26 protein-coding genes are annotated in these 24,236 nt (G+C 58.5%); 18 read left to right on the top strand and 8 right to left on the bottom strand.

Annotation, left to right across the window (positions count from 1 at the left end):
- Nucleotides 1–10 precede the first annotated feature (10 nt).
- The 7 genes from AO353_RS19325 (at nucleotide 11) to AO353_RS19295 (ending at nucleotide 7,489) form a co-directional block, all read left to right on the top strand.
- Nucleotides 11–880 carry an SDR family oxidoreductase gene (locus AO353_RS19325; RefSeq protein ID WP_054596394.1) on the top strand — a complete coding sequence of 290 codons (870 nt, stop codon included), beginning with the start codon at nucleotides 11–13 and terminating at the stop codon, nucleotides 878–880.
- A 3-nt stretch (nucleotides 881–883) separates the two neighbouring features.
- Entirely contained in the window at nucleotides 884–2,500 is a 1,617-nt protein-coding gene (gene atuC / locus AO353_RS19320) for a geranyl-CoA carboxylase subunit beta (protein WP_054596393.1), read from the top strand.
- A 38-nt stretch (nucleotides 2,501–2,538) separates the two neighbouring features.
- Nucleotides 2,539–3,696 (top strand): citronellyl-CoA dehydrogenase, encoded by a 1,158-nt coding sequence (gene atuD, locus AO353_RS19315; RefSeq protein ID WP_054596392.1) that lies wholly within the window; start codon nucleotides 2,539–2,541, stop codon nucleotides 3,694–3,696.
- On the top strand, nucleotides 3,693–4,490 hold the full coding sequence (locus AO353_RS19310) for an enoyl-CoA hydratase/isomerase family protein (protein WP_054596391.1): 798 nt from the start codon (nucleotides 3,693–3,695) through the stop codon (nucleotides 4,488–4,490). The genes atuD and AO353_RS19310 overlap by 4 nt, the downstream gene beginning before the upstream one ends.
- A 59-nt stretch (nucleotides 4,491–4,549) precedes the next feature.
- Entirely contained in the window at nucleotides 4,550–6,511 is a 1,962-nt protein-coding gene (locus tag AO353_RS19305; RefSeq protein ID WP_054596390.1) for an acetyl-CoA carboxylase biotin carboxylase subunit, read from the top strand.
- A 70-nt stretch (nucleotides 6,512–6,581) separates the two neighbouring features.
- Nucleotides 6,582–7,124, top strand: coding sequence for an exonuclease domain-containing protein (locus AO353_RS19300; protein WP_054596389.1), 543 nt, complete (start codon nucleotides 6,582–6,584; stop codon nucleotides 7,122–7,124).
- A gap of 80 nt (nucleotides 7,125–7,204) precedes the next feature.
- Entirely contained in the window at nucleotides 7,205–7,489 is a 285-nt protein-coding gene (locus AO353_RS19295; RefSeq protein ID WP_007940055.1) for a pyrimidine/purine nucleoside phosphorylase, read from the top strand.
- A 69-nt stretch (nucleotides 7,490–7,558) separates the two neighbouring features.
- Here AO353_RS19295 and AO353_RS19290 read toward each other — a convergent pair whose 3' ends face one another.
- Together AO353_RS19290 and AO353_RS19285 are read right to left on the bottom strand one after the other, a co-directional pair.
- On the bottom strand, nucleotides 7,559–8,365 hold the full coding sequence (locus tag AO353_RS19290; protein WP_054596388.1) for an MOSC domain-containing protein: 807 nt from the start codon (nucleotides 8,363–8,365) through the stop codon (nucleotides 7,559–7,561).
- A gap of 101 nt (nucleotides 8,366–8,466) precedes the next feature.
- Nucleotides 8,467–9,402 (bottom strand): chemotaxis protein CheV, encoded by a 936-nt coding sequence (locus tag AO353_RS19285; RefSeq protein ID WP_054596387.1) that lies wholly within the window; start codon nucleotides 9,400–9,402, stop codon nucleotides 8,467–8,469.
- 566 nt (nucleotides 9,403–9,968) lie between these two features.
- Here AO353_RS19285 and AO353_RS19280 point away from each other — a divergent pair.
- The 4 genes from AO353_RS19280 to AO353_RS31605 all read left to right on the top strand — a co-directional run bounded on the left by AO353_RS19280 (nucleotide 9,969) and on the right by AO353_RS31605 (nucleotide 13,032).
- Nucleotides 9,969–10,439, top strand: a complete 471-nt coding sequence (locus AO353_RS19280; protein WP_054596386.1) for a hypothetical protein — start codon at nucleotides 9,969–9,971, stop codon at nucleotides 10,437–10,439.
- 520 nt (nucleotides 10,440–10,959) lie between these two features.
- Entirely contained in the window at nucleotides 10,960–11,853 is an 894-nt protein-coding gene (locus AO353_RS19275) for a sensor histidine kinase (RefSeq protein WP_054596385.1), read from the top strand.
- On the top strand, nucleotides 11,850–12,509 hold the full coding sequence (locus AO353_RS19270; RefSeq protein WP_054596384.1) for a response regulator transcription factor: 660 nt from the start codon (nucleotides 11,850–11,852) through the stop codon (nucleotides 12,507–12,509). The genes AO353_RS19275 and AO353_RS19270 overlap by 4 nt, the downstream gene beginning before the upstream one ends.
- 214 nt (nucleotides 12,510–12,723) lie before the next feature.
- Entirely contained in the window at nucleotides 12,724–13,032 is a 309-nt protein-coding gene (locus tag AO353_RS31605) for a hypothetical protein (RefSeq protein WP_237142903.1), read from the top strand.
- A gap of 75 nt (nucleotides 13,033–13,107) precedes the next feature.
- Here the strand turns inward: AO353_RS31605 and glp are convergent, their stop codons facing one another.
- Nucleotides 13,108–14,295: a gephyrin-like molybdotransferase Glp gene (gene glp, locus AO353_RS19260; RefSeq protein ID WP_162491288.1), complete on the bottom strand. Its 1,188-nt coding sequence runs from the start codon at nucleotides 14,293–14,295 to the stop codon at nucleotides 13,108–13,110.
- Nucleotides 14,296–14,317: 22 nt separating this feature from the next.
- Nucleotides 14,318–14,857 (bottom strand): molybdenum cofactor biosynthesis protein B, encoded by a 540-nt coding sequence (gene moaB / locus AO353_RS19255; protein ID WP_054596381.1) that lies wholly within the window; start codon nucleotides 14,855–14,857, stop codon nucleotides 14,318–14,320.
- Nucleotides 14,858–14,938: 81 nt separating this feature from the next.
- Here moaB and mobA point away from each other — a divergent pair, with 81 nt between their 5' ends.
- Both mobA and AO353_RS19245 read left to right on the top strand, forming a co-directional pair.
- Complete coding sequence (gene mobA / locus AO353_RS19250) at nucleotides 14,939–15,541, top strand: molybdenum cofactor guanylyltransferase MobA (RefSeq protein ID WP_054596380.1); 603 nt, start codon at nucleotides 14,939–14,941, stop codon at nucleotides 15,539–15,541.
- Between the two features lie 76 nt (nucleotides 15,542–15,617).
- Complete coding sequence (locus AO353_RS19245; RefSeq protein WP_054596379.1) at nucleotides 15,618–15,839, top strand: YgdI/YgdR family lipoprotein; 222 nt, start codon at nucleotides 15,618–15,620, stop codon at nucleotides 15,837–15,839.
- Nucleotides 15,840–16,166: 327 nt separating this feature from the next.
- On the opposite strand, the gene AO353_RS19240 is transcribed toward AO353_RS19245, so the two are convergent.
- The 3 genes from AO353_RS19240 to AO353_RS19230 form a co-directional block, all read right to left on the bottom strand.
- Nucleotides 16,167–17,057 (bottom strand): pseudouridine synthase, encoded by an 891-nt coding sequence (locus AO353_RS19240; protein ID WP_054596378.1) that lies wholly within the window; start codon nucleotides 17,055–17,057, stop codon nucleotides 16,167–16,169.
- A gap of 92 nt (nucleotides 17,058–17,149) precedes the next feature.
- Nucleotides 17,150–17,470 carry a hypothetical protein gene (locus tag AO353_RS19235; protein WP_054596377.1) on the bottom strand — a complete coding sequence of 107 codons (321 nt, stop codon included), beginning with the start codon at nucleotides 17,468–17,470 and terminating at the stop codon, nucleotides 17,150–17,152.
- A 122-nt stretch (nucleotides 17,471–17,592) separates the two neighbouring features.
- Nucleotides 17,593–17,829: a glutaredoxin family protein gene (locus AO353_RS19230; protein WP_054596376.1), complete on the bottom strand. Its 237-nt coding sequence runs from the start codon at nucleotides 17,827–17,829 to the stop codon at nucleotides 17,593–17,595.
- Between the two features lie 204 nt (nucleotides 17,830–18,033).
- On the opposite strand from AO353_RS19230, the gene AO353_RS19225 reads away from it, so the two are divergent.
- Complete coding sequence (locus AO353_RS19225) at nucleotides 18,034–19,989, top strand: monovalent cation:proton antiporter family protein (protein ID WP_054596375.1); 1,956 nt, start codon at nucleotides 18,034–18,036, stop codon at nucleotides 19,987–19,989.
- A gap of 73 nt (nucleotides 19,990–20,062) precedes the next feature.
- Here the strand turns inward: AO353_RS19225 and AO353_RS19220 are convergent, their stop codons facing one another.
- Nucleotides 20,063–21,271: an ammonium transporter gene (locus tag AO353_RS19220; protein WP_054596374.1), complete on the bottom strand. Its 1,209-nt coding sequence runs from the start codon at nucleotides 21,269–21,271 to the stop codon at nucleotides 20,063–20,065.
- Nucleotides 21,272–21,640: 369 nt separating this feature from the next.
- Here AO353_RS19220 and AO353_RS19215 point away from each other — a divergent pair, with 369 nt between their 5' ends.
- The 4 genes from AO353_RS19215 to AO353_RS19200 are packed head-to-tail and all read left to right on the top strand — an operon-like array spanning nucleotide 21,641 to nucleotide 24,059.
- The gene (locus AO353_RS19215) at nucleotides 21,641–21,955 is read left to right on the top strand and encodes a DUF883 family protein (RefSeq protein ID WP_054596373.1); all 315 of its coding nucleotides are present in this window, start codon (nucleotides 21,641–21,643) and stop codon (nucleotides 21,953–21,955) included.
- A gap of 1 nt (nucleotide 21,956) precedes the next feature.
- A complete protein-coding gene (locus AO353_RS19210) occupies nucleotides 21,957–22,346 on the top strand; it encodes a phage holin family protein (RefSeq protein ID WP_054596372.1) in 390 nt (129 codons plus the stop codon).
- Complete coding sequence (locus tag AO353_RS19205; protein ID WP_054596371.1) at nucleotides 22,343–22,687, top strand: hypothetical protein; 345 nt, start codon at nucleotides 22,343–22,345, stop codon at nucleotides 22,685–22,687. The genes AO353_RS19210 and AO353_RS19205 overlap by 4 nt, the downstream gene beginning before the upstream one ends.
- A 40-nt stretch (nucleotides 22,688–22,727) precedes the next feature.
- The gene (locus AO353_RS19200) at nucleotides 22,728–24,059 is read left to right on the top strand and encodes a deoxyguanosinetriphosphate triphosphohydrolase (RefSeq protein WP_054596370.1); all 1,332 of its coding nucleotides are present in this window, start codon (nucleotides 22,728–22,730) and stop codon (nucleotides 24,057–24,059) included.
- Nucleotides 24,060–24,236: the final 177 nt, after the last annotated feature.

Raw genomic sequence — 24,236 nt, 5'->3', positions numbered from 1 at the left:
GACGGTTGCCGTGGCCTTTGATTCGATATTCAAACCCGAGCTGTTTGCCGGCCAGACGATTATTGTCACCGGTGGCGGCAGTGGCATCGGCCGTTGCACCGCGCACGAACTGGCGACCCTCGGCGCTCATGTGCTGTTAGTCGGGCGCAAACCCGAGAAGCTGCAAAAGGTCGCGACGGAAATCATCGAGGACGGTGGCAAGGCGGATTGGCAGGCCTGCGATATCCGCGATGAAGAAGCGGTCACGCAATTGGTCGGGCAACTGATCAAGGACCACGGGCCGATTCATGGCCTGGTCAATAATGCTGGCGGCCAGTACCCGGCGCCCTTGGCCTCGATCAATCAGAAAGGTTTCGAAACCGTGTTGCGGACCAATCTGGTGGGCGGGTTCCTGATGGCCCGCGAGGTGTTCAATCAGTCAATGAGCAAGTACGGTGGCAGCATCGTCAACATGCTTGCCGACATGTGGGGTGGCATGCCCGGCATGGGCCATTCGGGCGCGGCGCGTTCGGGCATGGACAACTTCACCAAGACCGCCGCGGTCGAGTGGGGTTACGCCGGTGTGCGGGTCAACGCGGTGGCGCCTGGCTGGATTGCCTCCAGCGGCATGGACACCTACGAAGGGGCGTTCAAGGCGCTGATCCCGACCCTGCGCGAACACGTGCCGCTCAAGCGGATCGGCACTGAATCGGAAGTCAGCGCAGCGATCGTTTTCCTGCTGAGCCCGGCGGCGGCCTTTATCAGTGGCAGCACACTGCGGATCGACGGTGCGGCGAGCCTCGGCGGTCGCGCCTGGCCACTGCACAAGGCGCAGCACAGTGAATCCTTCAATGGCTTTCACCGCGCAGGCTTACCCGATGTGCTCAAGGGCGAGGACTGATCTATGCCACAGATTGAATCGCAACTCGACATCCACAGCCGGCAGTTTGCGCAGAACCGCGAGGCGATGTTGAGCAACATCGAACAGTTCCGCCAGTTGGAACGCAACCTGCTGGCCAAAGCCGCAGAGGCCAAACCGAAATTCGACAAACGCGGGCAACTCCTGCCTCGCGCACGGCTGAACCTGCTGCTCGATCCTGGCGCACCGTTTCTTGAGCTGGCGAGCCTGGCCGGCTACAAACTGCACGACGACAAGGACGGCAGCCAGGCCGGTGGCGGGTTGATCGCCGGAATTGGTTATGTGTCCGGTGTGCGGGTGCTGGTGGTCGCCAATAACAGCGCGATCAAGGGCGGCACCATTTCTCCCAGTGGCCTGAAGAAATCCCTGCGCCTGCAACAGATCGCCATGGAAAACAAACTGCCGGTGATCACCCTCGCCGAGAGTGGCGGCGCCAATCTCAATTACGCCGCGGAGATTTTCGTCGAGGGTGCGCGCAGTTTCGCCAATCAGGCGCGGATGTCAGCCATGGGCTTACCGCAAATCACTGTGGTGCATGGTTCGGCCACCGCTGGCGGCGCGTATCAGCCTGGGCTCTCGGATTACGTGGTGGTGGTGCGCGGCAAGGCCAAGCTGTTTCTCGCCGGCCCCCCGCTGCTCAAGGCCGCTACCGGCGAAGTCGCCACCGATGAAGAGCTCGGCGGCGCCGAGATGCACGCGCAAATCGCCGGCACTGCCGAGTACCTGGCCGAAAACGATGCCGACGGTGTGCGCCTGGTACGCGAAATCGTCAGCCTGTTGCCGTGGAATGCGCAATTACCGCAGCGCAGCGCCGAACACTGGGACGAGCCGCTCTACCCCATCGACGATCTGCTGGGGCTGATTCCCGACGATCCGAAAAAACCCTACGACGTGCGCGAGATCATTGCGCGCATCGCCGATGGCTCGCGCTTTCTCGAGTTCAAGGGCGAGTTCGATCAGCAAACGATGTGCGGTCATTTGAAGATCCAGGGGCGGCCCTGCGGTTTCATCGGCAACAACGGTCCGATCACCCCGCAAGGTGCCAGCAAGGCCGCGCAGTTCATCCAGCTCTGCGACCAGAGCCAGACACCGCTGCTGTTTTTCCATAACACCACCGGTTTCATGGTCGGCACCGAATCGGAACAGCAAGGGGTGATCAAACACGGCGCGAAGATGATTCAGGCGGTGGCCAACGCGCGGGTGCCGAAGCTGACCATGGTGGTCGGCGGCTCTTACGGCGCCGGCAACTATGCAATGTGCGGCCGCGGGCTCGACCCGCGTTTCATCTTCGCCTGGCCCAACAGCCGCACCGCCGTGATGGGTGGCGCCCAGGCCGGCAAGGTGCTGCGCATTGTCAGCGAAGCCAGGCAGGCCAAGGACGGTTTGGTCCCGGACCCGAAGATGCTCGACACGCTGGAACAGGTCACCGCGCAAAAACTCGACAGCCAGTCCACCGCACTCTACGGCAGCGCCAACCTGTGGGACGACGGGCTGATTGATCCACGCGATACGCGCACCTTGCTTGGCTATCTGCTGGATATCTGCCACGAAGCCGAGGTTCGTCAGTTGCAACCGAACAGTTTCGGTATCGCACGTTTTTGAGGCTCTGATCACCACCCGATTTAGGGAGAACAATAAAAATGATCTTCACCCAGGAACACGAAGAACTGCGCCGTACTGTCCGTCATTTTGTCGACCGTGAAATCAACCCGTACGTCGATGAGTGGGAAAAGGCCGGGCGCTTTCCGATCCACGAGATTTTCCGCAAGGCCGGTGCGCTCGGTCTGTTGGGGATTTCCAAACCGGAAAAATTCGGTGGCATGGGCCTGGACTACAGCTATTCGATTGTCGCCGCTGAAGAGTTCGGGACCATTCATTGCGGCGGGATTCCGATGTCGATTGGCGTGCAGACCGATATGTGCACCCCGGCCCTCGCCCGTTTTGGCTCCGATGAGCTGCGTGAAGAATTCCTCCGCCCGGCGATTACTGGTGAACAGGTCGGCTGCATCGGCGTCTCGGAAGTCAGTGCCGGCTCTGACGTCGCCGGGCTGAAAACCACCGCGCGCAAGGACGGCGGCGACTACGTGATCAACGGCAGCAAAATGTGGATCACCAACTCCCCAAGCGCCGACTTCATCTGTCTGCTGGCCAACACCTCGGACGACAAGGCGCACATCAACAAGTCGTTGATCATGGTGCCGATGAACAGCCCCGGCATCAGCCTCAGTTCGCCTCTGGACAAACTCGGCATGCGCAGTTCGGAAACCGCCCAGGTATTTTTCGACAATGTGCGCGTGCCGCAACGCAACCGCATCGGCCATGAAGGCGCAGGCTTCATGATGCAAATGCTGCAGTTCCAGGAAGAACGCCTGTTCGGTGCGGCGAACATGATCAAGGGCCTGGAATATTGCATCGACAGCACCATCGAGTATTGCAAGGAGCGCAAGACCTTTGGCACTGCGCTGATCGACAACCAGGTGATTCACTTCCGCCTCGCCGAGCTTGCAACTGAAATCGAATGCCTGCGCGCGCTGGTCTACCAGGCCACCGAGCAATACGTCAAAGGCCAGGACGTCACGCGCCTGGCGTCCATGGCCAAACTCAAGGCCGGGCGGCTGGGCCGGGAAGTCAGCGACAGTTGCCTGCAATACTGGGGCGGCATGGGCTATATGTGGGACAACCCGGTGGCCCGCGCCTACCGCGATGTACGGCTGGTGTCGATTGGCGGCGGCGCCGACGAGATCATGCTGGGGATCATCTGCAAATTGATGGGCATCCTGCCCGGGAAGAAAAAATGACCACCTTGCCCGTTTGCCAGACCCTGCTGCTGGAACTGCACAACGGCGTTCTGCACCTCACCTTGAACCGGCCAGACTGCCGCAACGCCATGAGCTTGCAGATGGTCGCCGAATTGCGCGCGGTACTCGCGGCGGTGCGCGATGACCGGGACATCCGCGCGATAGTGCTCGGCGGTGCCGGCGGGCATTTTTCTGCCGGCGGTGATTTGAAAGACATGGCCAATGCCCGCGCTCAAGGTCAGCAGGCCTACCGCGAATTGAACCGCGCGTTTGGCGCCCTGCTCGAAGAAGCCCAGCACGCGCCGCAAGTGCTGATCACGGTGTTGCAAGGCGCGGTGCTCGGCGGCGGCTTCGGTCTGGTGTGTGTCAGCGACATTGCACTGACCGATCACAACGCCCAGTTCGGCTTGCCGGAAACCAGCCTCGGCCTGCTGCCGGCGCAAATCGCACCGTTCGTGGTCCAGCGTATCGGCCTAACACAGGCACGACGCCTGGCGCTGACCGCCGCGCGTTTTGACGGGCATGAAGCGCGGCGTCTGGGGCTGGTGCATTTTGTCGAACACGATGCCCAAGCCTTGGCCGAACGTCTGGATGCGGTGCTCGCGCATGTGCTGTGCTGCGCGCCTGGCGCCAATGCCGCGACCAAGGTCTTGTTGCTGGCCAGCACCGAACAGTCCATGGGACCGTTGCTCGACCAGGCAGCCGATTGGTTCAGTGAAGCCGTGACCGGGGCGGAAGGTGTCGAAGGGACGATGGCCTTCGTACAAAAGCGCAAACCGGGTTGGGCGCCGTAGGAGCAAAGCTTGCTCGCGATGAGGCCCTCACATACCGCCTACCCCAAGGGAACCCACAAATGCCCACCCTTCGCAAAATCCTCATCGCCAACCGCGGTGAAATAGCCTGCCGCATCCAGCGTACCGCCCAGGCGTTGGGCTATCGCACGGTGGCGGTGTTCAGCGATGCCGACGCCGACGCTCTGCATGTGCGCATGGCCGATGAAGCGGTCAACATCGGCCCCGCTGCTGTTGCCCAGTCCTACCTGAACAGTGCAGCGATCATCGACGCTGCATTGCGCAGCGGCGCGGACGCGATCCATCCCGGCTACGGCTTCCTCTCGGAAAACGCTGAATTCGCCACGGCATGCGCCCAGGCCGGCATCACCTTTATCGGTCCGGATCCTGCGGCCATCGAACTGATGGGCAGCAAACGCCTGTCGAAAATCGCCATGCTCGCCGCTGGCGTGCCGTGCATCGGCGGTTACCAAGGAGCGGAGCAGGATGACGCTACCCTCAGCCGCGAAGCCGAACGCATCGGCTATCCGCTGATGATCAAGGCCAGCGCCGGAGGCGGTGGGCGCGGCATGCGCCTGGTGCACACTGCGGATGAATTGCTTGCGCAGATCCGTACCGCACGCTCCGAAGCCCTGCACGCATTCGGCAGCGACGAGTTGATTCTCGAACAAGCGCTGATCGAACCGCGTCATGTCGAGATTCAACTGTTCGGTGACCAGCATGGCAACCTGATCTACCTCGGCGAGCGCGACTGCTCGATCCAGCGTCGCCATCAAAAAGTCATCGAAGAAGCGCCGTGTCCGGTGATGACAGCCGAATTGCGCGACGCCATGGGCGAGGCTGCGCTGAAGGCCGGACGCGCGGTGAATTACGTCGGCGCCGGCACCGTGGAGTTCTTGCTCGATGCGCGGGGGCAGTTTTACTTTCTGGAGATGAACACCCGCTTGCAGGTCGAGCACCCGGTGACCGAGATGATTACCGGCCTGGACCTGGTGGCCTGGCAACTGGATGTCGCCGCTGGGTTACCGCTGCCGTTGCGCCAGGAACAGGTCGAACTCAAGGGCCACGCGATGGAGGTGCGTCTTTACGCCGAAGATCCGGCGCAGGATTTCCTGCCCCAGACCGGGCGCATTATGCGTTGGGAACCGGCCCTCGCGGACGGGGTGCGCATTGACCACGGCTTGCTTGAGGGTCAGCAGGTCAGCCCGTTTTACGACCCGTTGCTTGGCAAAATCATCGCTTACGGCGCCACCCGCGAGGAGGCTCGGCGCAAGTTACTGCGGGCAGTCCAGGACAGTGCCTTGCTGGGCTTGCAAACCAATCAGCGTCTGCTCGCCGGTTTGCTGGAGCATCCACAGTTCATCGCCGGGGACTTCAATACCGGGTTCATCGCGCAACACTTCGCCGATCACCCAAGCCTTCACTCGCACGCGCCCACGGCCGAAGAGCTGGCTATCGCCACGGCGCTGTTCTATCAGCAGTCCGCTGGCGCTCATCCGCCAGGACTTGCCGGTTGGCGCAACAACGCCAACGCGCCGCTGTTGCAACAGATCGGCCTCAACGGCGATCGCTGGTCAACCGAGGTGACGGCCCTGCCCGACGGGCAACTGGTCATTCAGGTGGCCGGGGAAACGCTGCAACTGAAACTGCTCGATATCAACGCCCGCTCGGCCAACCTGGAAATCAACGGCATTCGCCGCCGCTACGCCTATCAACTGGCCGCCGGACAACTGTGGTTGTTCACTCGCCCCGGCAGCTTGCTGCTGCAAGACCAGACATTGGCGCCCGTCAGCAGCCAGGTCGGCACCAGCACCGGCACGCTGAAAGCCCCGATGGATGGTGCGATTGTCGACGTACTGGTCAGTGAAGGCTCATCGGTGACCAAGGGGCAGCTGTTGCTGGTGCTGGAGGCAATGAAAATGGAGCACCCGCTCAAGGCTGGCATCGACGGTGTGATCAAACGGCTGCAGGTCAGCCCCGGCGATCAGGTAAAAAATCGTCAGATTTTGTTGGAGGTTGAATAAGCCGCTAGGCGGATCCATCGCATTTGGCTACGCTCAGCCTCATCAGGACGCGGACACCAGGAAACCTGCGATGCCTCATTGGCTGGTAATTGATCTCGAAGCGACCACCGATGACGGTGGCTGGCCAGTAACCGAGATGGAAATCATCGAAATCGGCGCCACCCTGGTCAATCGCGCAGGCCGCGAACTGGACTACTTCCAGCGATTCGTTCGGCCCCTGCGACGACCGCTGCTGACCCCTTTCTGTCGCGAACTGACCCACATAACCCAAGCCAATATCGACGCTGCCCAGCCACTGACCGAGGTCTGGCCGCTGTTCGAGCGCTGGCTCGGCCAGCATCATACGCGCCTTGAAGGTTGGGCCAGCTGGGGCGATTACGACCGACAACAACTGCTTCAGGAATGGCGAAGCCTGCAACTCGATAGTGCCCTCAGCCGAGTCCCCCACATGAACCTGAAGCAACGCTTTGCCAAGGCCCGTCGACTGGAGCGGCCGTTGGGGCTCAATGGCGCTCTGCAATTGGCGGGTATGCAATTTACCGGTCAACAGCACCGGGCGCTGGAAGATGCACGTAATACTGCGCGGTTGTTACCGCTGATTCTTCCGGCCTGATCCTTGAGGGCAACAGGTGACGGACGAAAAGGCCTTGTGCATACTGGCCGGCCTTTTTAGCCCATTTCGAGGAATCGCCCATGTTTAAAGTCAACGAGTACTTCGACGGCACCGTCAAGTCGATTGCCTTCGGCACCGCTGAAGGTCCGGCCACCATTGGCGTCATGGCACCGGGCGAATACGAATTCGGCACCAGCCAGCGTGAGATCATGCACGTGGTTTCCGGAGCCCTGACCGTCAAACTGCCTGACAGCAGCGACTGGGAAACCTTCGCCGCCGGCAGCCAGTTCAACGTACCGGCCAACAGCAAGTTCCAGCTGAAAGTCGCCGTCGACACCGCTTACCTGTGCGAATACCGCGGCTAAGCGTTTCACCGCGATAAAAAAATGCCCGTGTCGAAAGACACGGGCATTTTTCATTCCAGCATTACAGCCTCATTCGAGAATCTCTACCGGCATGCCGACTTCGAGCCGGCCATTGCCGTCGTTGACCAGGTTCTGGCCAAACATCGCGCCATCCTCTTGCGCACGGTATTTCTGCAGCGTCGCCAAGGGTTCACGGTCGTCACTGCGCTCACCGGTTTGCGGGTCGATGGTGGTGAGAATGCAGCGTGAACACGGCTTGACCACACGAAACTCGACATCGCCAATGCGAATGCGCTTCCAGCCGTCCTCGGCAAATGCCTCGCTGCCCTCGATCACCAGATTCGGTCGAAAACGCAGCATCTCCAGTGGACGGCCGACCCGTTGCGACAAGTCCTCAAGCGACGCCTGACCAATCAACAACAGCGGAAAACCGTCGGCAAAGGCGACTTTATCGTCCTCCTTGCCGTAGCCGGCCTGAGTGGTACGGGCCAGCGCCTCGGGCACCTGCACCAATCGGGTAGGTTTGCCAATGAATTCACTGACCCAGGCGCCGGCAGCCTCCCCCGCATCGGGAACTCGCAAGGTATCGCGCCAGATGGTCACCCCACGCAGTTCAGCGTCGCTGGCAGGCAAGGCAATATCGATCGACGAGCGACCGGGTGCACTGAGCGTCAGGCCGCCGGAAGTATTCCACAACGCCGACAACTGGCTCATTCCCGATTCCACACGCTGTGTCAGGAAACGTCCACTGGCCTCGTCCACCAGCATCCAGCGTCGATCCCCCTCCAGCCCCAGTTTGTCCAGGCTGGCCTGTTGCAGGATTTCGCCCTTGCCGGACTTGAGTGGATAACGGTAAAGCGCGCTCAGACGCAACATGGCCAGCTCCCTGGTGGGCAAAAGCGCCACGATATACGAGCCGGCTGATGAATCAAAGAAGCACATCACGGGCAGATATCCTGCCTGCCCGTGACGTTCCGTCAGGCCGGGACTGCGTCGAGCATCAGGCGCTGGCGCACCACGTCGACCAGTTTGTCTGGCTGGAATTTCGAGAGGAAGTTGTCACAACCGACCTTCTTCACCATCGAGTCGTTGAAGCTGCCGGACAGCGAGGTATGCAGGACGACGTACAGGCCGCGCAAGCGTGGATCGTTGCGAATCTCGGTAGTCAGGCGGTAACCGTCCATCTCGGGCATTTCCGCGTCGGTGAAGATCATCAGCAATTTGTCGGTCATGACCACACCCGTATCGGCCCAGGCCTTGAGCATGTTCAGCGCCTTCAGACCGTCACTGGCGATGTGCATTTTCACCCCGAGCTGACCCAGGGTATCGCGCAACTGGGACAGGGCAACATTGGAGTCGTCCACCAGCAGCACTTCACGACCGCGGGCGCGCTCCAGCACCGGGTCTTCGAGCTTGTCACGCGAAACCTTGGCGTTGTAAGGCACGATCTCGGCGAGTACTTTTTCGACGTCGATGATCTCCACCAGTTGGTCATCGACCTTGCTGATGGCCGTCAGGTAATGCTGGCGCCCGGCACTGGTTGGCGGCGGCAGAATAGCTTCCCAGTTCATGTTGACGATGCGATCGACGCCACCGACCAGGAAGGCCTGCACCGAGCGGTTGTACTCGGTCACGATGATGGTGCTGTTGGGCCCCGGCACCAGCGGTCGCATGCCGATGGCCTGGGACAGGTCGATCACCGGCAATGTCTGGCCACGCAGATTGACCACACCACAGACAAACGGGTGACGCTGCGGCATCAAGGTCAGCTTTGGCAATTGCAGGACTTCCTGCACCTTGAAGACGTTGATTGCAAATAACTGCCGACCGGCCAGGCGAAACATGAGAATTTCCAGGCGATTCTCACCCACCAGCTGTGTGCGTTGATCTACTGTGTCGAGAATGCCGGCCATTGATGACTCCTGGGCTTTTCTGATGAATTCACTAAAGAAAGTTATCGGCGGATCTCACGCAATCTTGACCCGCAAACAAAATGCCACGCAAAGGAATTGATGTCACATTAACATCATGCTCTACTGAAGCGGCTATTTCATCCACTGCACAACCCTGCGCGCGACCCGTCTTTGCGTGTCAAGTTCCGTGACATCAGGGAATCCCCTAGCCGCAATCGGGATCAGCCTGATATTCGCGATATCCAATAGCCATTAATGTGACGCCATTCTCACTGCATGAATGGAGTCAGGCTTTTGTCTGTGATCGAAGTACCGTTGCCGAGCTCTTTTTTCAGCCCGCCGGGTTACGCACCTTATGCCTCACGGCTAATGGGTTCGGCACCTCGTTACGCTGTCAATCAGGCTCGCTCCATCGGGGCATTCGCGTCGAACGCAAACAGACCGTTCATCGTCAACAGCAAAAAATCAGAACTGCCCTACAGATTCCGGTCGTGGTCCGGCAGTACCTTACGCCCGTTCGCCATACGGCTGATTGCATCACCTGACTTGATGTCGTGGAGAAAAGCATGCTGAACGATCGTAAAAACCGGAATCAGCGACTGCCCGAATTCTTGATCGAGGCAGAAACCCTGCTGGCCAAATCCGAGGAATGCCTGAGCCACCTGCAACTGATCAACAATGATCAGGACGCCATCGATTGCATGCTGAACACACTGTTCACCCTGGCCAACCGGGCCGATGCATTGGCACTGCGGGCGGTATCCGAGTTCTCGATGTGCATTCACGCCTTGCTCAACGGTGCACGCAATCAAATCGACCTGAACGACCAGGCACTGTGTGCCTTGAAAGAGTGCTTCACATTGATGGCCTGGCAACTTGAACTGGTCGACCTGACTACCGGCCAACTCAGCCTCGATGACGCCGAACAGCTATCGTTGATCGAAGCCTTCGCGATGGAAATTGGCCGTGCCCCGACGCGCCTGGCATTACCCACCAAGCCATTCGCATGCGTTCCGCTTTCGGCAAGGCATGCCTGAGTTGCATCAGATAATGCATGGCATCGTTTGATAATTTTTAACACTTCCAGCAACAACGCTTTCGCGTCGCAATTGAATACTTCATATCTTTTAACGTCAGAATCAAATTAATAACCCAAGCATTAGTTGCCGACTTCCGACCTCCTGAGCTACCCGTCCAGAGCGCTGCAAACTGATTAGTGACGTAATGAGTCATGCTGGACGCTCAGTCACCAGCCCATGACCGCCAACGTGGAGCATATGTCCAGCAACGGCTAAATTCCTGACCCTTTGGACATATATAGCGAACGCGACCAACGGTATGTTAAGTGGTATTATGCGGCCCAATTAGTTGGTTCTGCGCTATGGCACTCTGACTTCAGGCGGAGCCTACCCCCTTGTACAGTGCAACACTCGATTTTGACAATCAGACTGCGCTAACTTGAAGCTCACTATTCAATTACCAGCATTTTCCACACAGAGACCCGTCAGCCATCGTGACCGGTCTGCCCGCAGCGAACATTCATTGGCTCCATCCGCTATGTACGCCAGCCTCAAGTCAGTCGCCTCTTGGCCACCCTCCCGAAAAAGCGTTCGCCGATTCACACTGCTGCTGTGCCTGTGCTCTGCGGTGGGCAGCCTGCTGGTTTACTGCCTGTCCAGCCAATTTCCAGTCGCACTGCTGATATTGAATCTCGCGGCAGCCACCAGCGTCTGGGTGCAGTATTGCAGTTCGCGAAAATCGATCAGGTTCCAGCCTCAGGAACTGGCCGATCGTTTGCTGGAAGTACAGGAAAACGAACGCCATCGGCTCAGCCGTGAACTCCACGACGACATCGGCCAATTGCTGACGGCGGCAAAGCTGCAAAGTGAATGGCTCAAGCGACGTCAGCCCGAAGAACTGCAAAGCCATTGCACCCTGCTCTGCGACACGCTGGAAGAAACCCTGACCAAAGTTCGTGATGTCTCGGCCATTCTCAATCCAAGACAACTCACCAGCCTTGGCCTTGAAGCCAGTTTGCGTGCACATCTGCTCAAAATGCTGGCCAATACTGCCGTGAACTGGAGCCTTGAATGCCAGCAGCGCCTGACCGGTATTCCGGAAGAAATGGCGGTGGCGGCGTTTCGGATTTCTCAGGAAGCCGTCACCAATATGCTGCGTCATGCCCAAGCCAAAAACCTGCTGATTCGCCTGCAACGTCTGCCCCAAGGACTGGCGCTGTTTATCAGCGATGACGGACTGGGCTTTTCTCCAGCCACCCATCCTGGTCGTGAAGGGCAACGCGGAATGGCCGGCATGTCGGAGCGGGTCGAACAACTGGGCGGCACCTTGAGCGTCATCAGCGAGCCCGGCAAGGGTACGCAGATCGAAGCACTTTTCCCCTGGGCGCCCCGCGCGCTCGAACGAGCCAGTACGAATAAGGTTCAACATTGACTTGTAACTTGCTTCTGGTGGATGACCACTCGCTGATCAGAGCCGGCGTGCGTGCGCTGGTTCTGGACATTCCCGGTTACGCCGTCATTGGTGAAGCCAATGATGGTGCGCAACTGCTCGAAATGGTCGAGAAGCTAAGCCCCGACATCATCCTGCTGGATATATCCATGAAGGAAACCGGTGGGCTCGAGGCTCTGCAAAGACTCAAGGCCGTACGCCCACAAAGCAAAGTGCTGATCCTGTCGATGCACACCGACCCGACGCTGATCATGCAAGCCCTGGAGTCAGGCGCTCACGGCTATCTGCTCAAGGACACCACCGCCACGGAGCTGGAACACGCGCTCGAAGCCTTGCGCAACAACGAACGCTACCTGAGCCCGGCCATCGCTCACACCGTGATCAACCAGGCGCTGGTGCGTGCCCAGAAAAGCCGGCCAGAACCCGTCGACACCCATAATCTGACGGCTCGCCAGCTAGAGATTCTGCGCTTGATCGTGCGTGGCAAATCCACTCGCGAGATTGCCAATGGTTTGGGCCTGAGCATCAAAACGGTGGAAACCCATCGCTCTCAGATCATGAAGCGCTTGCAGATCTTCGATGTCGCGGGCCTGGTACTGTTTGCCGTGCGCGAGCAAATCATCAGTCTCGACGATTAGGCCAGATGCAACGCCCTGCAGTGCCTATCCCTCAGGCATTCAGAAGCGTCCTACATGTCGACTTTTTTCTTACAAGTCATGATGAATATGCCCAATTGACGGTCATTTGGCATTGGTACACCTTGTGACTGCAGTTATCAGGCAACAGCAAAAAATCCACAAGGATGTGCACGCAATATGACCAGGGTCTATCAGGCAGGGAGCCATGCACTTAATGCAAAGCCATGACTTACGATTTCCAGCGAACCGGGATGCGCCTCCAAACACCGGCCACCCCGCTCACCCGATTGAATGCAATTGCACCGTCAACACACCTGGAGTGAACAACATGGAACCGCGCGTTGTAGAGCTGGAGACCCACCTCAAGTACATCCGCAGAGATATGGAAGAGGTCCGAAACAACGTCAAGTCCATCAAGCACAGGCTTGCCTACTCGGCAGGCGCTGCGGCGGTGATCATCAGCCTGCTCGGCTGGATTGCCAACAGCCGCTTCGATCAACTCGTGACGCTACTTAACGCATAACCTGCACCACGAAACACCAGGCCCGACGTGATCCATACCGGGCCTGGTGCTGGCGAGGCTGTAGTGCGCAAAGACCTAGCCCAGCACTTCACTCAGGGGGATGAAGTTCACCCAATCACCCTCGACCAACGTGCGATCTTCCAGCACTTCAACCAGCCCTTCCGCCCAGGCAGCACTGCGCAAAACACCCGAGCTCTGATTCTTGTAGATAATTGCCCGCCCATGCTCCAGACGACCGCGCAGGTATTCACGGCGATTGCCGGCCTTGGACCAGACGAATCCTGCCGGAACCTGAAACTGCAAAGGCCGAACCTCTCTCACGCCTTGGCGGCGTAACAGATAAGGGCGTGCCAACAAGGCGAAGGTCACCAGTGTCGACGCAGGATTGCCAGGCAACCCAATCACCGGCACGCCTCGAAAATGCCCGAACGTCAGTGGTTTCCCCGGCTTGATGGCCAATTTCCACAAGGCCAGTTCGCCCTCTTCGCGCAGCGCAATACCCAGGAAATCCGCCTCGCCTACCGATACACCGCCCGTAGACAGGATCAGGTCGACATCCCCCAGTTCGGCGAGCCGATTGCGAGTGGCCTGCAAATCGTCCGGCAGAATCCCCGCATCGATCACTTCGCAGCCTAAACGCTGCAACCAACTGCACAGCAATACCCGATTGCTGTTATAGATCTGACCCGGACCGAGGGCTTGCCCAGGCTCGACCAACTCGTCTCCGGTGGACAGCACCGCAACCCGTACCTTGCGCACGACTTCTAGTTCTGCACACCCCAGTGACGCTGCCAAACCTTGCTCGATGGGACCCAGGCGCGTACCGGCGGTCAATACCTGTTCACCCACCGTGGTTTCCTGACCTTGTGGGCGAATGTTTTGCCCTGCGCGCATCGGCTCGGTAAAACGTACCCGTTGGTCCGCCTGGACCTCGGCGTTTTCCTGCATTTCTACGCAGTCTGCACCCACTGGCACCGGGGCACCGGTGAATATCCGTGCACATGTACCGGGGGCCAATGGCTCCGGGGCTTGCCCGGCAAAAATCTTCTGGCTGACCACCAGTGGCTCGCCAGTCCAATCGGCCAGGCGCAAGGCATAACCATCCATGGCGCTGTTGGGCCATGGCGGCAGATCAAGGGTCGATACCAGGTCCTCGGCAAGAACGCGGCCCTGGATCGCGGCCAACGGCAATCGTTCACGCTCGAGGATTGGCGACGCCTCAGCCATTTCCAGCAAGCGTGCCAGCGCCACTTCGACGGGCATCAAGCTGCCGGTCTTGCCCGGCTTACCCACGGGATTCACAGGGTGCCGCCTGTTTCAAGTGAGCGACGAAGTTACACGGACGATGCCGCGAATCCAGTTGCTCCGCGAGAATCCCGTCCCAACCGGTTCGCACCGCATTGGTAGAACCCGGCAGACAGCAGACCAGCGTGCCATTGGCCAACCCTGCCAATGCACGCGATTGCACCGTCGAGGTGCCGATGTCCGCAACCGAGATCTGCCGAAACAGCTCGCCAAATCCGTCGACCTGCTTATCCAGCAGGCAACTGACAGCTTCCGGTGTACTGTCACGACCGGTAAAACCCGTACCGCCCGTAATCAGCACCACTTGCACGACGTCGTCAGCGATCCAGGTCGCGACTTGCGCACGAATTTTGTAGAGGTCATCTTTAAGCAGAATACGCGCGGCCAGGTTATGCCCGGCAGCACTGAGGCGGTCAACGAAGACCTGTCCCGAGGTATCGGTTTCCAGCGTGCGGGTATCACTGACAGTCAGCACCGCAATGTTCAGCGGGGCGAAAGGTACATCAGCCTTGGCTTTCATAGGCTCGTCCAGTTGTAGGAGAAACAGCCCGGTGTTATATCACAGCGCCTCATTTTTTCAGCGCACCGATGGAGATGCAGCATGACCTCGAACTTCCAGTTGCCGCCCTGCTCCATCCTGCTTCTGGCGGGAGGACGTGGTCAGCGCATGGGCGGTCAGGACAAGGGGCTGCTGGTGTGGCAAGGCCTGCCTCTGATTGCTCATCTGCATCACCTGACTCGAGGCTTGAGCGATGACCTGATCATTTCCTGCAACCGCAATATGGAAAAATACGCGCTTTATGCCGACCAGTTGGTGCATGACGACAATAGCGACTTCCCGGGCCCCTTGGCCGGGATTCGCGCCGGGTTGGCGGTCGCGCGACATCCCCATCTGATGGTACTGCCCTGCGACGTGCCGCGCATTGACGCCCAACTGCTCACGGCCATGCGAGAAGCCGCCTGCCAACAGCCGGACAAACCCTTGATGCTACGCCAGGGCGAACATTGGGAACCGTTGCTGTGCATTATCCCTGTAGCGCTGGCAGGCGAGTTTGAAAACGCCTGGAACGAGGGTGAACGCAGCCCCGGACGCATCATGCGCAACCTGGGTGCCATCGCACTGCAATGCCCCGAAAACGATCGACGCCTGGCCAACCTGAATACACCTGAACTGTTAAGCCTGCACAGCAACGTGCCAGAATGAGGCCAACCAAGGAACTTGCACGCCAGGCATACGTCTCAGCCCAGTACTCAAAAGAATTCATATTCGGAGAAATCACATGACTCATCGGACCCTCGCCACTCTCATGCTCGCACTGGGCCTCGCTACCCTCGCCGGTTGCTCATCGCCCGCGGTGATCACCTTGAATGACGGTCGCGAGATCCAGTCGGTCGACACCCCCCACTTCGATTCCAAGTCGGGCTTTTACGAATTCGAGCAACTGGATGGCAAGCAAACCCGCATCAACAAAGATCAGATTCGTACCGTTAAAGACCTGTAAGCCTCACGGCGACAGCCTGGTACAGATAAAGCCCGCCAGTGTGCGCAATGCTGTTCACTTAAGCCGATGTTTCAGGCACAACCGCAGTTGTGGCGAGGGAGCTTGCTCCCGCTGGGGCGCGAAGCGGCCCTGAATTGGGCCTGCTACGCAGTCCAGCGGGAGCAAGCTCCCTCACCACAGATACTTCTCAGGCCTCCAGACTTCCTTAAGTGAACAGCATTGCGCCAGTGTGCGGGCTTTATCGTTTCTGGCAAAAGCAGGCCTTGCACAGGCCAAGTCACTCACTGAGCACCGCGTTTGAGCTGTGCAATCACCACCGCAGGGCACTCACCACTGCAGGGTGATCTCGCTTTCAAAACTTCGTTCCAGCCCGGTCACCGGATCGATAAAGCGCAGCCCTTTGGCCAGCAACTTCAACGGATTGGCGTAATCATCCTCAACGTCTTTCAATGCGTCGGGATAAAACGGGTCATTGCAGATACTCGCCCCCAACGCCGTCATGTGGACCCTTAACTGGTGCTTTTTGCCAGTCACCGGATACAACGCATAACGCCAGAGATCGGCATTTTTTTCTACGACTTCAATCGCTGTCTCGGTATTGCTCGCCCCCGGACCTTCTTGCATGCGAAAGAAGGGTTCGCCATCAACCAAACGGCTTTTGTGCACCCGTGGAAACGACAACTCAGGCAAGGCACGGGCAATTGCCTCGTAGCGCTTTTCGATCTGTCGAGTCGGAAACAATGACTGATAAGCCGAGCGACTCTGGGGGTTGGCCGAAAACAGCACCAGCCCAGCCGTGTGTCGGTCTATGCGGTGCAATGGCACCAGGTGCGGGTTATCCAGGCGACGGATCAAACGCCGCAGCAACGTCTGCTCGACGTACTCGCCTGCTGGGGTAACCGGCAGAAAGTGTGGTTTGTCCGCGACCACCAGATGCTCGTCGGCATACAGAATCGTCTCGAGCACCGGGATTGTCTTTTCGTCGGGGACTTCCCGAAAATAGTGAATCCGCAGCCCTTCCTTGTAAGGCAGATCGACGGCAATCGCATGTCCGTGGCCATCCAGGACACGGCCACGGGCAATCCTGTCCAGCCATTGTTCACGACCTATGGCGCTGAAGTGCTCGCACAGACAATCGAGAACGGTCAACCAGGCGCCAGGCGGCAGGTACAGCGTGCTGGCCTGGTTCTGTGCGGCGGAAAAAGATGAGGTGGACATACGAAAGCTCTGGCCCTAATGCAGGTGGGCATTATCCAACAAGGACCCGAGCGATCCTAGGACAGATTCCGTGCGGGTCTCCCTCATGACTATCACGCGGTCAGCGACACTCGCTGCGCCGCCGCTTCGGTAAACTCCTTCAGCCAGCGCAATACATCGACAGCCTCCCAACGGCCGGGATCATAAAGCGCATACAACAACCCCTGATAACCCACGACATCCAGTTGACGGTGGTAACCCGCACGCTGAAACAAGGCTTCGATTTCAGCGAAGCACGTATTGAAGTGCAATTTGTTGAATGGCGTTTTCCCTTCCGTAACCAGGCCATCCAGGCGCAACTCCAGCACTGCCTCTTGGACCACATCAGCCGACATGCGATTCACGCTGGCTTTCAATTGTTCGACATTGACCATGCACTTCCCTCTGACGCGAATAACTGTATGCACATACAGTAAACGAATACTCGGGGTTACGCCAACGCATTACCTGAGGAGCGCGACAGGCGGAACGGCCGTCGCTGAAAACAAGAAGGGGTTTAGCGCAGGAATGCCACGACCTGTTCGGCGTCGAAGGGCCAGCCCAGCTCAGCCCCTGTATCAACACGGCGCAGCACCGGAATGCGTAAACCGTAGGCTTCGAACAACGCTTCACTGTCGGCAATGTCGACCAGTTCCACCAGCAGCCCATGCTCGACCAGCGGCATCAGCTCTGCTTCTGCGAGTTCACAGAGATGGCAACCAAGGGTGCTGAACAACTGGCATTCAGGAGTCATGACAAACAGACCAACGAGGATTGGGTGACTATTCTAGGCCCGGGATGAAAAGTCGTCGAGCAACGCCCTCCGTGACGACAGCCAATTTTAGCTATCTGGTATAACCCTGATGCAAATCATTCGACGTCGGCTCCAACTGCGCAATGCTCGCGGCTTTTTTTGCCTCTACGCTGGGTACGTCCCGGCACCGAAACGGAGAGTGTTGTGTTTGTCAATTTGTTGATCATCCTCGCCTCGTCATTGGTGGTGATTGCGCTGTTTCGGCGTCTTCAGCTGCCTCCCGTGCTGGGCTACCTGTGCGTGGGACTGCTGGTTGGGCCCGGCGCATTCGGCTGGGTGAATGACAACCAGGATCTACCAGACCTTGCCGAGTTGGGCGTGGTGTTTCTGCTGTTCTCCCTGGGGCTGGAGTTTTCCCTGTCGAAAATGCTTGCGCTGCGGCGCGTGGTATTTGGTCTCGGCAGCCTGCAAGTGCTGTGCTCGGGGGTGCTGCTGGGCGGCTTGCTGATGTTACTCGGCATGCCCGCCCCTCCGGCCATGTTGCTTGGCGCCGGTCTGGGGCTTTCGTCCACGGCAATTGTCAGCAAAGAGCTGAGCAGCCTCGGCGAGATCTTCAGTCGTCACGGCCAGAATGCGATAGGCGTGCTGTTGTTTCAGGATGTAGTTGCGGTGTTGTTACTGACGCTGGTCCCGGTGTTCGCCGGTAGCAGTGATCAAAGCTGGTACTGGGCGCTGCCGATAACACTGGGCAAAACCGTGCTGTCGTTTGTCGGCCTGTTGCTGACCAGTCGCTGGTTACTGCCGCGACTGTTCCACGAAGTCGCCACCTCGCGCTCCGCCGAACTGTTCGTCCTGCTGGCCCTGGTCATCGTCTTGCTGACTGCCTGGCTGACACATCTGCTCGGACTCTCCCCCGCCCTCGGTGCCTTCCTTGCCGGCATGTTGCTGGGCGAAAGCCATTACCGGCATCAGATCGAAGCCGATATTCGCCCGTTCCGCGACATTCTGCTCGGGTTGTTTTTCGTCAGTATCGGCATGCTGATCGATCTGCAGCTGTTCGCCAGCCATGGCCTGTTGATTCTCGGCCTGACATTGGGGTTACTGCTGATCAAGGGCAGCATTGTCGCGGCGCTGGTCAAATGGCGCGGCAGCAACGGCGAAACTGCCTGGCGCAGCGGCCTGGCATTGGCGCAAGGCGGTGAATTCTGCTTTGCGCTGATGGCACAGATGCAACAGAACAAACTGATACCGGCCGAACTCAGCGGTCTGTTACTGGCCGCGACGTTTTGCTCGATGCTGCTGACACCACTGTTGCTGCGCGCAGCACCGGGCATTGCCGCACGCTTGCATCGCAAACCCGATAAGGAAGCGCAACTCGATCAGGTCGCGGCATTGAACGCCGAGCTGCACGGGCATGTAGTGATTTGCGGCTACGGTCGGGTGGGTCAGTCCATAGGGCGTTTTCTGCGTCGCGAAGGTCAGCCCTTCGTTGCGCTGGACGATGACCCGGTTCGCGTTCATCAAGCCGCAGCGGGTGAAAGCTGCGTGCACTATGGCGATTCCCGTCGCGTGGAACTGCTGGGTGCCGTAGGTCTTGAACGCGCACGACTGTTGGTGATCGCAGTGGACAAAACCGATATAGCCATGACCGTACTCAAGGCAGCACGGCAGCTAAACGCTCAGGTCCCGATACTGGTTCGAACCCGTGACGACAGTCAGTTGGCCGAACTGAAGGCGGCCGGAGCCAATGAGGTTGTCCCGGAACTGCTGGAATCGAGTCTGATGCTCGCTTCCCACGCGTTGCTCATGCTGGGTTTGCCCCATCCGCAGGTCCAGGAGCGTGTCGACGAAGTGCGACATGGGCGCTATCGCCTGCTGCACGGTTTCTATCACGGAGCGCAAAGCAACCTGTTGGACAGTCGTGGGCAGCCGAAAGTATTGATGTATGCCGTCAACCTGACAATGGATGCCCATGCATGCGGCCGGCCCTTGAATGAGCTGGCACTTGAAGCATTGGGGGTGGACGTTCAAGCCATTCAGCGCAATGGCGCTGATTTGGCAGTTGAGGGCGTCACCTGCTTGCTGGCGGGCGATCGGGTGTTGATGTCAGGCACCTTGTCTGCCATCGAGGCCTGTGAAGCACGGCTGTTGGCGGGGTAATGAAGCGTGGTCGCGTTGCTCGCGCAGAACCGGAAAATATCCTGCGCGAGCCCGGCCAATTAGCTGAAGACAATCAATCCTGGCTGACTGCACCGATCTTGTGGATCGACAGATCCGCCCCGTAATACTCCTCTTCCTGGCTTAACCGCAGCCCGTGCAACAGCTTGATCGTGCCATACACCGCAAAGCCTCCGATCAGTGCTATGGCTACCCCGAGTGCAGTGCCTATCAACTGGCTGATCAGGCTGACGCCACCGAGCCCGCCCAAGGCACTCTGACCAAAAATCCCGCAGGCAATCCCGCCCCAAACACCACAAAGACCATGCAACGGCCAAACGCCGAGCACATCGTCGATCTTCCATTGGCTTTGCGCCGCAATGAAACACCAGACAAACAAGGCACCGGCAATGGCTCCGGTCACCAGTGCACCAACCGGATGCATCAGGTCGGAGCCAGCGCAGATTGCCACCAGCCCGGCCAATGGACCGTTGTGCAGGAACCCTGGGTCGTTACGACCGACAATCAACGCGGCTACCGTGCCGCCGACCATCGCCATCAACGAGTTGACGGCCACCAGACCGCTGACGCCTTGCAGGGTTTGCGCGCTCATCACGTTAAAGCCAAACCAGCCGACGATGAGAATCCACGAACCCAATGCCAGAAACGGAATACTCGACGGCGCAAACGCCACCAGGCGCCCGTCGCGATACCGACCATTGCGCGGACCGAGCAGCAATACCGCCGCCAACGCCAGCCAACCCCCCATGGCATGCACTACCACAGAACCTGCGAAATCATGGAAGCCGGCACCGAAGCGTGCCAACAACCAGGCCTGCAGACCGAAGTTTCCGTTCCAGACCACACCTTCAAAAAACGGATAAATGAACGCCACGATCAACGCCGTCGCACACAACTGCGGAACAAATCGTGCGCGCTCGGCAATCCCCCCGGAAATGATGGCCGGAATGGCCGCAGCAAAGGTCAGCAGGAAGAAAAACTTCACCAGCCCATAGCCGTGATCAGCACTGATTACCGCGGCCGGTTGCATGAAAGTGACACCGTAGGAAATCCAGTAGCCTATAAAGAAGTAAGCCAGCGTTGAAATGGCAAAGTCACTGAGGATCTTCGATAACGCGTTGACCTGGTTTTTTTGCCGAACCGTGCCGACTTCCAGAAAAGCAAAACCGGCGTGCATGGCCAGAACCATGACAGCGCCGATCAGAATGAACAGCGTATTGGAGCTATGGACCAGGCTGTCCACAGCACTTTGCAAATTTTCCATGGAGTTGGCAGACCTTAAAGTCGCAAAAGCACCAAAGCGGTTCGCCGAGACAATTTACGCACCAAGTTGACACCAGACTTGGCATCCACCCTTATTCCGGCGAACCGTTTTGGCGCAAAAAACTCATTGAGGTCGATCGTTGCTCGGGTGTTTGCGCGAGTTTCTATTATTTAGGTTAAGGTTTTCGCGAAGCACGCCCAGTTTCAGTACAACAGCACTGGCTGACGCACCACGACATAGCAAAAGCTGTACCAGGCATTAGGGGGTTCTCAACGCGGCGGGGGAATCTATTTGAGAACAGCCCCTAGCACTGAACCTTCGAACAAGGCTCATACTCGAACATTTCACACACCAATAATGGAGATCATCATGGCCAGAAAAACGGAAAAGACTGCTCAAGAAATCCTCAGGGAAGATTTTCAAACATTGGTCAGCGACACCGAACGGTTGCTGGAACACACTGCGACACTGGCCGGTGATCAAGCCGATGAGTTGCGTAGCCAGATTCACGAAAGCCTGCAGCGGGCTCGCGAAACCCTGAAACTGACCGAAGATTCCTTGCGCCAACGCGGCCAGGAAGCTGTCACCGCCACCGAAGACTATGTTCAGGCCAACCCTTGGCAAGCGGTTGGCATCGCGGCCGGCGTAGGCTTTTTGATTGGCCTGCTGACGACGCGGCGCTGATATGGCTATCGATGAATCCGGCTCGTCCGAAACAGGTACGGGGTCTTCATCGCGACGCTTGGGTGCCGCTTTTCTCGGGTTGCTGCACAGCCATGTAGAGTTGTTCGGCATCGAATTGCAGGAGCAAAAAGCCCGCACCGTAAGCCTGTTGCTGTTCGCAGGGCTGGCACTGGTTTTCGCCTTATTGCTGTTGATCGGGCTTTCGGCGCTGGTGTTGATTCTGCTGTGGGACACTTATCGCCTGGCAGGGATCATCGGCCTGTGCGTTTTCTATGCGCTCGCGGCACTCTTTTGTGGCATGCGCTTGAAAGCGGCGATCTTCGATGAAACATCACCGTTCAATGCCACCCTTCAAGAGCTGGCGAACGACAGGGAGCGCTTGCTGCCATGAACCTGCCTGAAATCCCCAAAAACAGTTCCCGACAAGAGATGCGCAAGGCATTGATACGCTTGCGCATGGAAATGCATCGCCAGGAAATGCGCCACGAGTCCCGGCAGATGCTGGAACCCTTGCAACGCGTACGGGGAATGACGCACAGTTTTCAGGAGGGTCTGGGCATCAAGCACGCGCCACTCTGGGGCATCGCCGCCGTAACCTTGCTTGGCTTTCTCACCGCCAAGGGCGCCAAGGGCGGTGCCATCAGCAGCGTCACTCGGTTAGTCCAGCTCGGCACCAGCCTGTTGCCGCTGATCAAGCTGGTGCTGCAAGGCTCCTCGCGCAAAGACCCGTAGACCCACAGCCCCCAATCAGTCACCTGACGGAGAACCTGCCTTGGATTGGCATACCCTGCTTAATCGTGAACGCCTCGGAAAACCGCTACACAGCCCGGAAGAGCTCGGTCGCAGCCCTTTCCATAAAGACCACGACCGGGTCATTTTCTCCGGCGCCTTCCGCCGTCTTGGGCGCAAGACCCAGGTTCACCCGGTGTCCAGCAATGACCATATCCACACGCGCCTGACCCACTCACTGGAAGTCAGTTGTGTGGGCCGCTCATTGGGCATGCGCGTCGGTGAAACCATCCGCAGCGCCCTGCCCGACTGGTGCGAGCCTAGCGATCTGGGCATGGTGGTGCAGTCAGCGTGCCTGGCCCACGACATTGGCAACCCACCCTTCGGCCACTCGGGTGAAGACGCCATCCGCTACTGGTTCCAGCAAGCCGCGGGCAAAGGCTGGCTGGACGCCATGAGCGAAGTCGAACGCAACGATTTCCTCAACTTCGAAGGCAATGCCCAAGGCTTCCGGGTTCTGACCCAACTGGAATACCACCAGTTTGACGGCGGTACACGGCTGACTTACGCAACGCTGGGCACTTATCTGAAATACCCGTGGACCGCGCGCCATGCCGATTCGCTGGGTTACAAAAAACACAAGTTCGGTTGCTATCAGAGCGAACTGCCCCTGCTGGAGCAGATCGCCCAGAAACTCGGCCTGCCTCAACTCGAGGAGCAGCGCTGGGCTCGACATCCTCTGGTCTACCTGATGGAAGCCGCCGACGACATCTGCTACGCCTTGATCGACCTTGAAGATGGCCTGGAGATGGAGCTTCTGGAGTACGCCGAGGTGGAGTCCCTGTTGCTCGGCCTGGTGGGTGATGATCTGCCGGAAACCTACCGCCTACTCGGCCCCGATGACTCGCGTCGCCGCAAACTGGCGATTCTTCGCGGTAAAGCCATCGAGCACCTGACCAACGCTGCGGCACGGGCATTCGTCGAGCAACAGGACGCGCTATTGGCCGGCACCCTTCACGGCGATCTGGTGGAACACATGCACGGGCCCGCCAAGCGTTGCGTACTGAATGCCAAAGACATGGCGCGTAAAAAAATCTTCCAGGACAAGCGCAAAACCCTGCATGAAATCGGCGCTTACACCACGCTGGAAATTCTGTTGAATGGCTTTTGTGGGGCGGCACTGGAACAGCACGGCGGTCGTACGGCTTCATTCAAGAATCGTCGCATACTCGATCTGCTGGGTAATAATGCACCCGACCCGCACGGTCCTTTGCATAACTCGTTTTTACGCATGATCGACTTCATCGCCGGAATGACCGACAGCTATGCCAGCGAAATGGCACTGGAAATGACCGGACGCTCCAGTCACCACTAAAAATCCATTGATCGGTCGCCCCGAAATATTCCGTGACGGCTGATCTCCCCACACTTTGTAGTACCGGGAGAATCTCCCTACATCGTATACAGAGCAAACTGATCGTTTGCTCTGTATACACACGAAATAATCACTCTATCCTGAACAATAGAATTGGCGGCCTTACAGCCGATATAG

The organism is Pseudomonas fluorescens (assembly GCF_001307155.1).
Taxonomy (GTDB): Bacteria; Pseudomonadota; Gammaproteobacteria; order Pseudomonadales; family Pseudomonadaceae; genus Aquipseudomonas; species Aquipseudomonas helvetica.
This window is presented reverse-complemented; position numbering and strand designations above follow the sequence as displayed.

Bases quoted from the DNA above. Each gene is read 5' to 3' on its own strand.
- moaB (WP_054596381.1), bottom strand. From the start codon at position 14,857: ATGAAAGCCAAGGCTGATGTACCTTTCGCCCCGCTGAACATTGCGGTG.
- AO353_RS19240 (WP_054596378.1), bottom strand. From the start codon at position 17,057: ATGTCCACCTCATCTTTTTCCGCCGCACAGAACCAGGCCAGCACGCTG.
- AO353_RS19300 (WP_054596389.1), top strand. From the start codon at position 6,582: ATGCCTCATTGGCTGGTAATTGATCTCGAAGCGACCACCGATGACGGT.
- AO353_RS19280 (WP_054596386.1), top strand. From the start codon at position 9,969: ATGCTGAACGATCGTAAAAACCGGAATCAGCGACTGCCCGAATTCTTG.
- glp (WP_162491288.1), bottom strand. From the start codon at position 14,295: ATGCCCGTCGAAGTGGCGCTGGCACGCTTGCTGGAAATGGCTGAGGCG.
- AO353_RS31605 (WP_237142903.1), top strand. From the start codon at position 12,724: ATGCAAAGCCATGACTTACGATTTCCAGCGAACCGGGATGCGCCTCCA.
- AO353_RS19290 (WP_054596388.1), bottom strand. From the start codon at position 8,365: ATGTTGCGTCTGAGCGCGCTTTACCGTTATCCACTCAAGTCCGGCAAG.
- AO353_RS19205 (WP_054596371.1), top strand. From the start codon at position 22,343: ATGAACCTGCCTGAAATCCCCAAAAACAGTTCCCGACAAGAGATGCGC.
- AO353_RS19295 (WP_007940055.1), top strand. From the start codon at position 7,205: ATGTTTAAAGTCAACGAGTACTTCGACGGCACCGTCAAGTCGATTGCC.
- AO353_RS19245 (WP_054596379.1), top strand. From the start codon at position 15,618: ATGACTCATCGGACCCTCGCCACTCTCATGCTCGCACTGGGCCTCGCT.
- AO353_RS19210 (WP_054596372.1), top strand. From the start codon at position 21,957: ATGGCTATCGATGAATCCGGCTCGTCCGAAACAGGTACGGGGTCTTCA.
- AO353_RS19215 (WP_054596373.1), top strand. From the start codon at position 21,641: ATGGCCAGAAAAACGGAAAAGACTGCTCAAGAAATCCTCAGGGAAGAT.
- mobA (WP_054596380.1), top strand. From the start codon at position 14,939: ATGACCTCGAACTTCCAGTTGCCGCCCTGCTCCATCCTGCTTCTGGCG.
- AO353_RS19305 (WP_054596390.1), top strand. From the start codon at position 4,550: ATGCCCACCCTTCGCAAAATCCTCATCGCCAACCGCGGTGAAATAGCC.
- AO353_RS19285 (WP_054596387.1), bottom strand. From the start codon at position 9,402: ATGGCCGGCATTCTCGACACAGTAGATCAACGCACACAGCTGGTGGGT.
- atuD (WP_054596392.1), top strand. From the start codon at position 2,539: ATGATCTTCACCCAGGAACACGAAGAACTGCGCCGTACTGTCCGTCAT.
- atuC (WP_054596393.1), top strand. From the start codon at position 884: ATGCCACAGATTGAATCGCAACTCGACATCCACAGCCGGCAGTTTGCG.
- AO353_RS19275 (WP_054596385.1), top strand. From the start codon at position 10,960: ATGTACGCCAGCCTCAAGTCAGTCGCCTCTTGGCCACCCTCCCGAAAA.
- AO353_RS19310 (WP_054596391.1), top strand. From the start codon at position 3,693: ATGACCACCTTGCCCGTTTGCCAGACCCTGCTGCTGGAACTGCACAAC.
- AO353_RS19220 (WP_054596374.1), bottom strand. From the start codon at position 21,271: ATGGAAAATTTGCAAAGTGCTGTGGACAGCCTGGTCCATAGCTCCAAT.
- AO353_RS19230 (WP_054596376.1), bottom strand. From the start codon at position 17,829: ATGACTCCTGAATGCCAGTTGTTCAGCACCCTTGGTTGCCATCTCTGT.
- AO353_RS19235 (WP_054596377.1), bottom strand. From the start codon at position 17,470: ATGGTCAATGTCGAACAATTGAAAGCCAGCGTGAATCGCATGTCGGCT.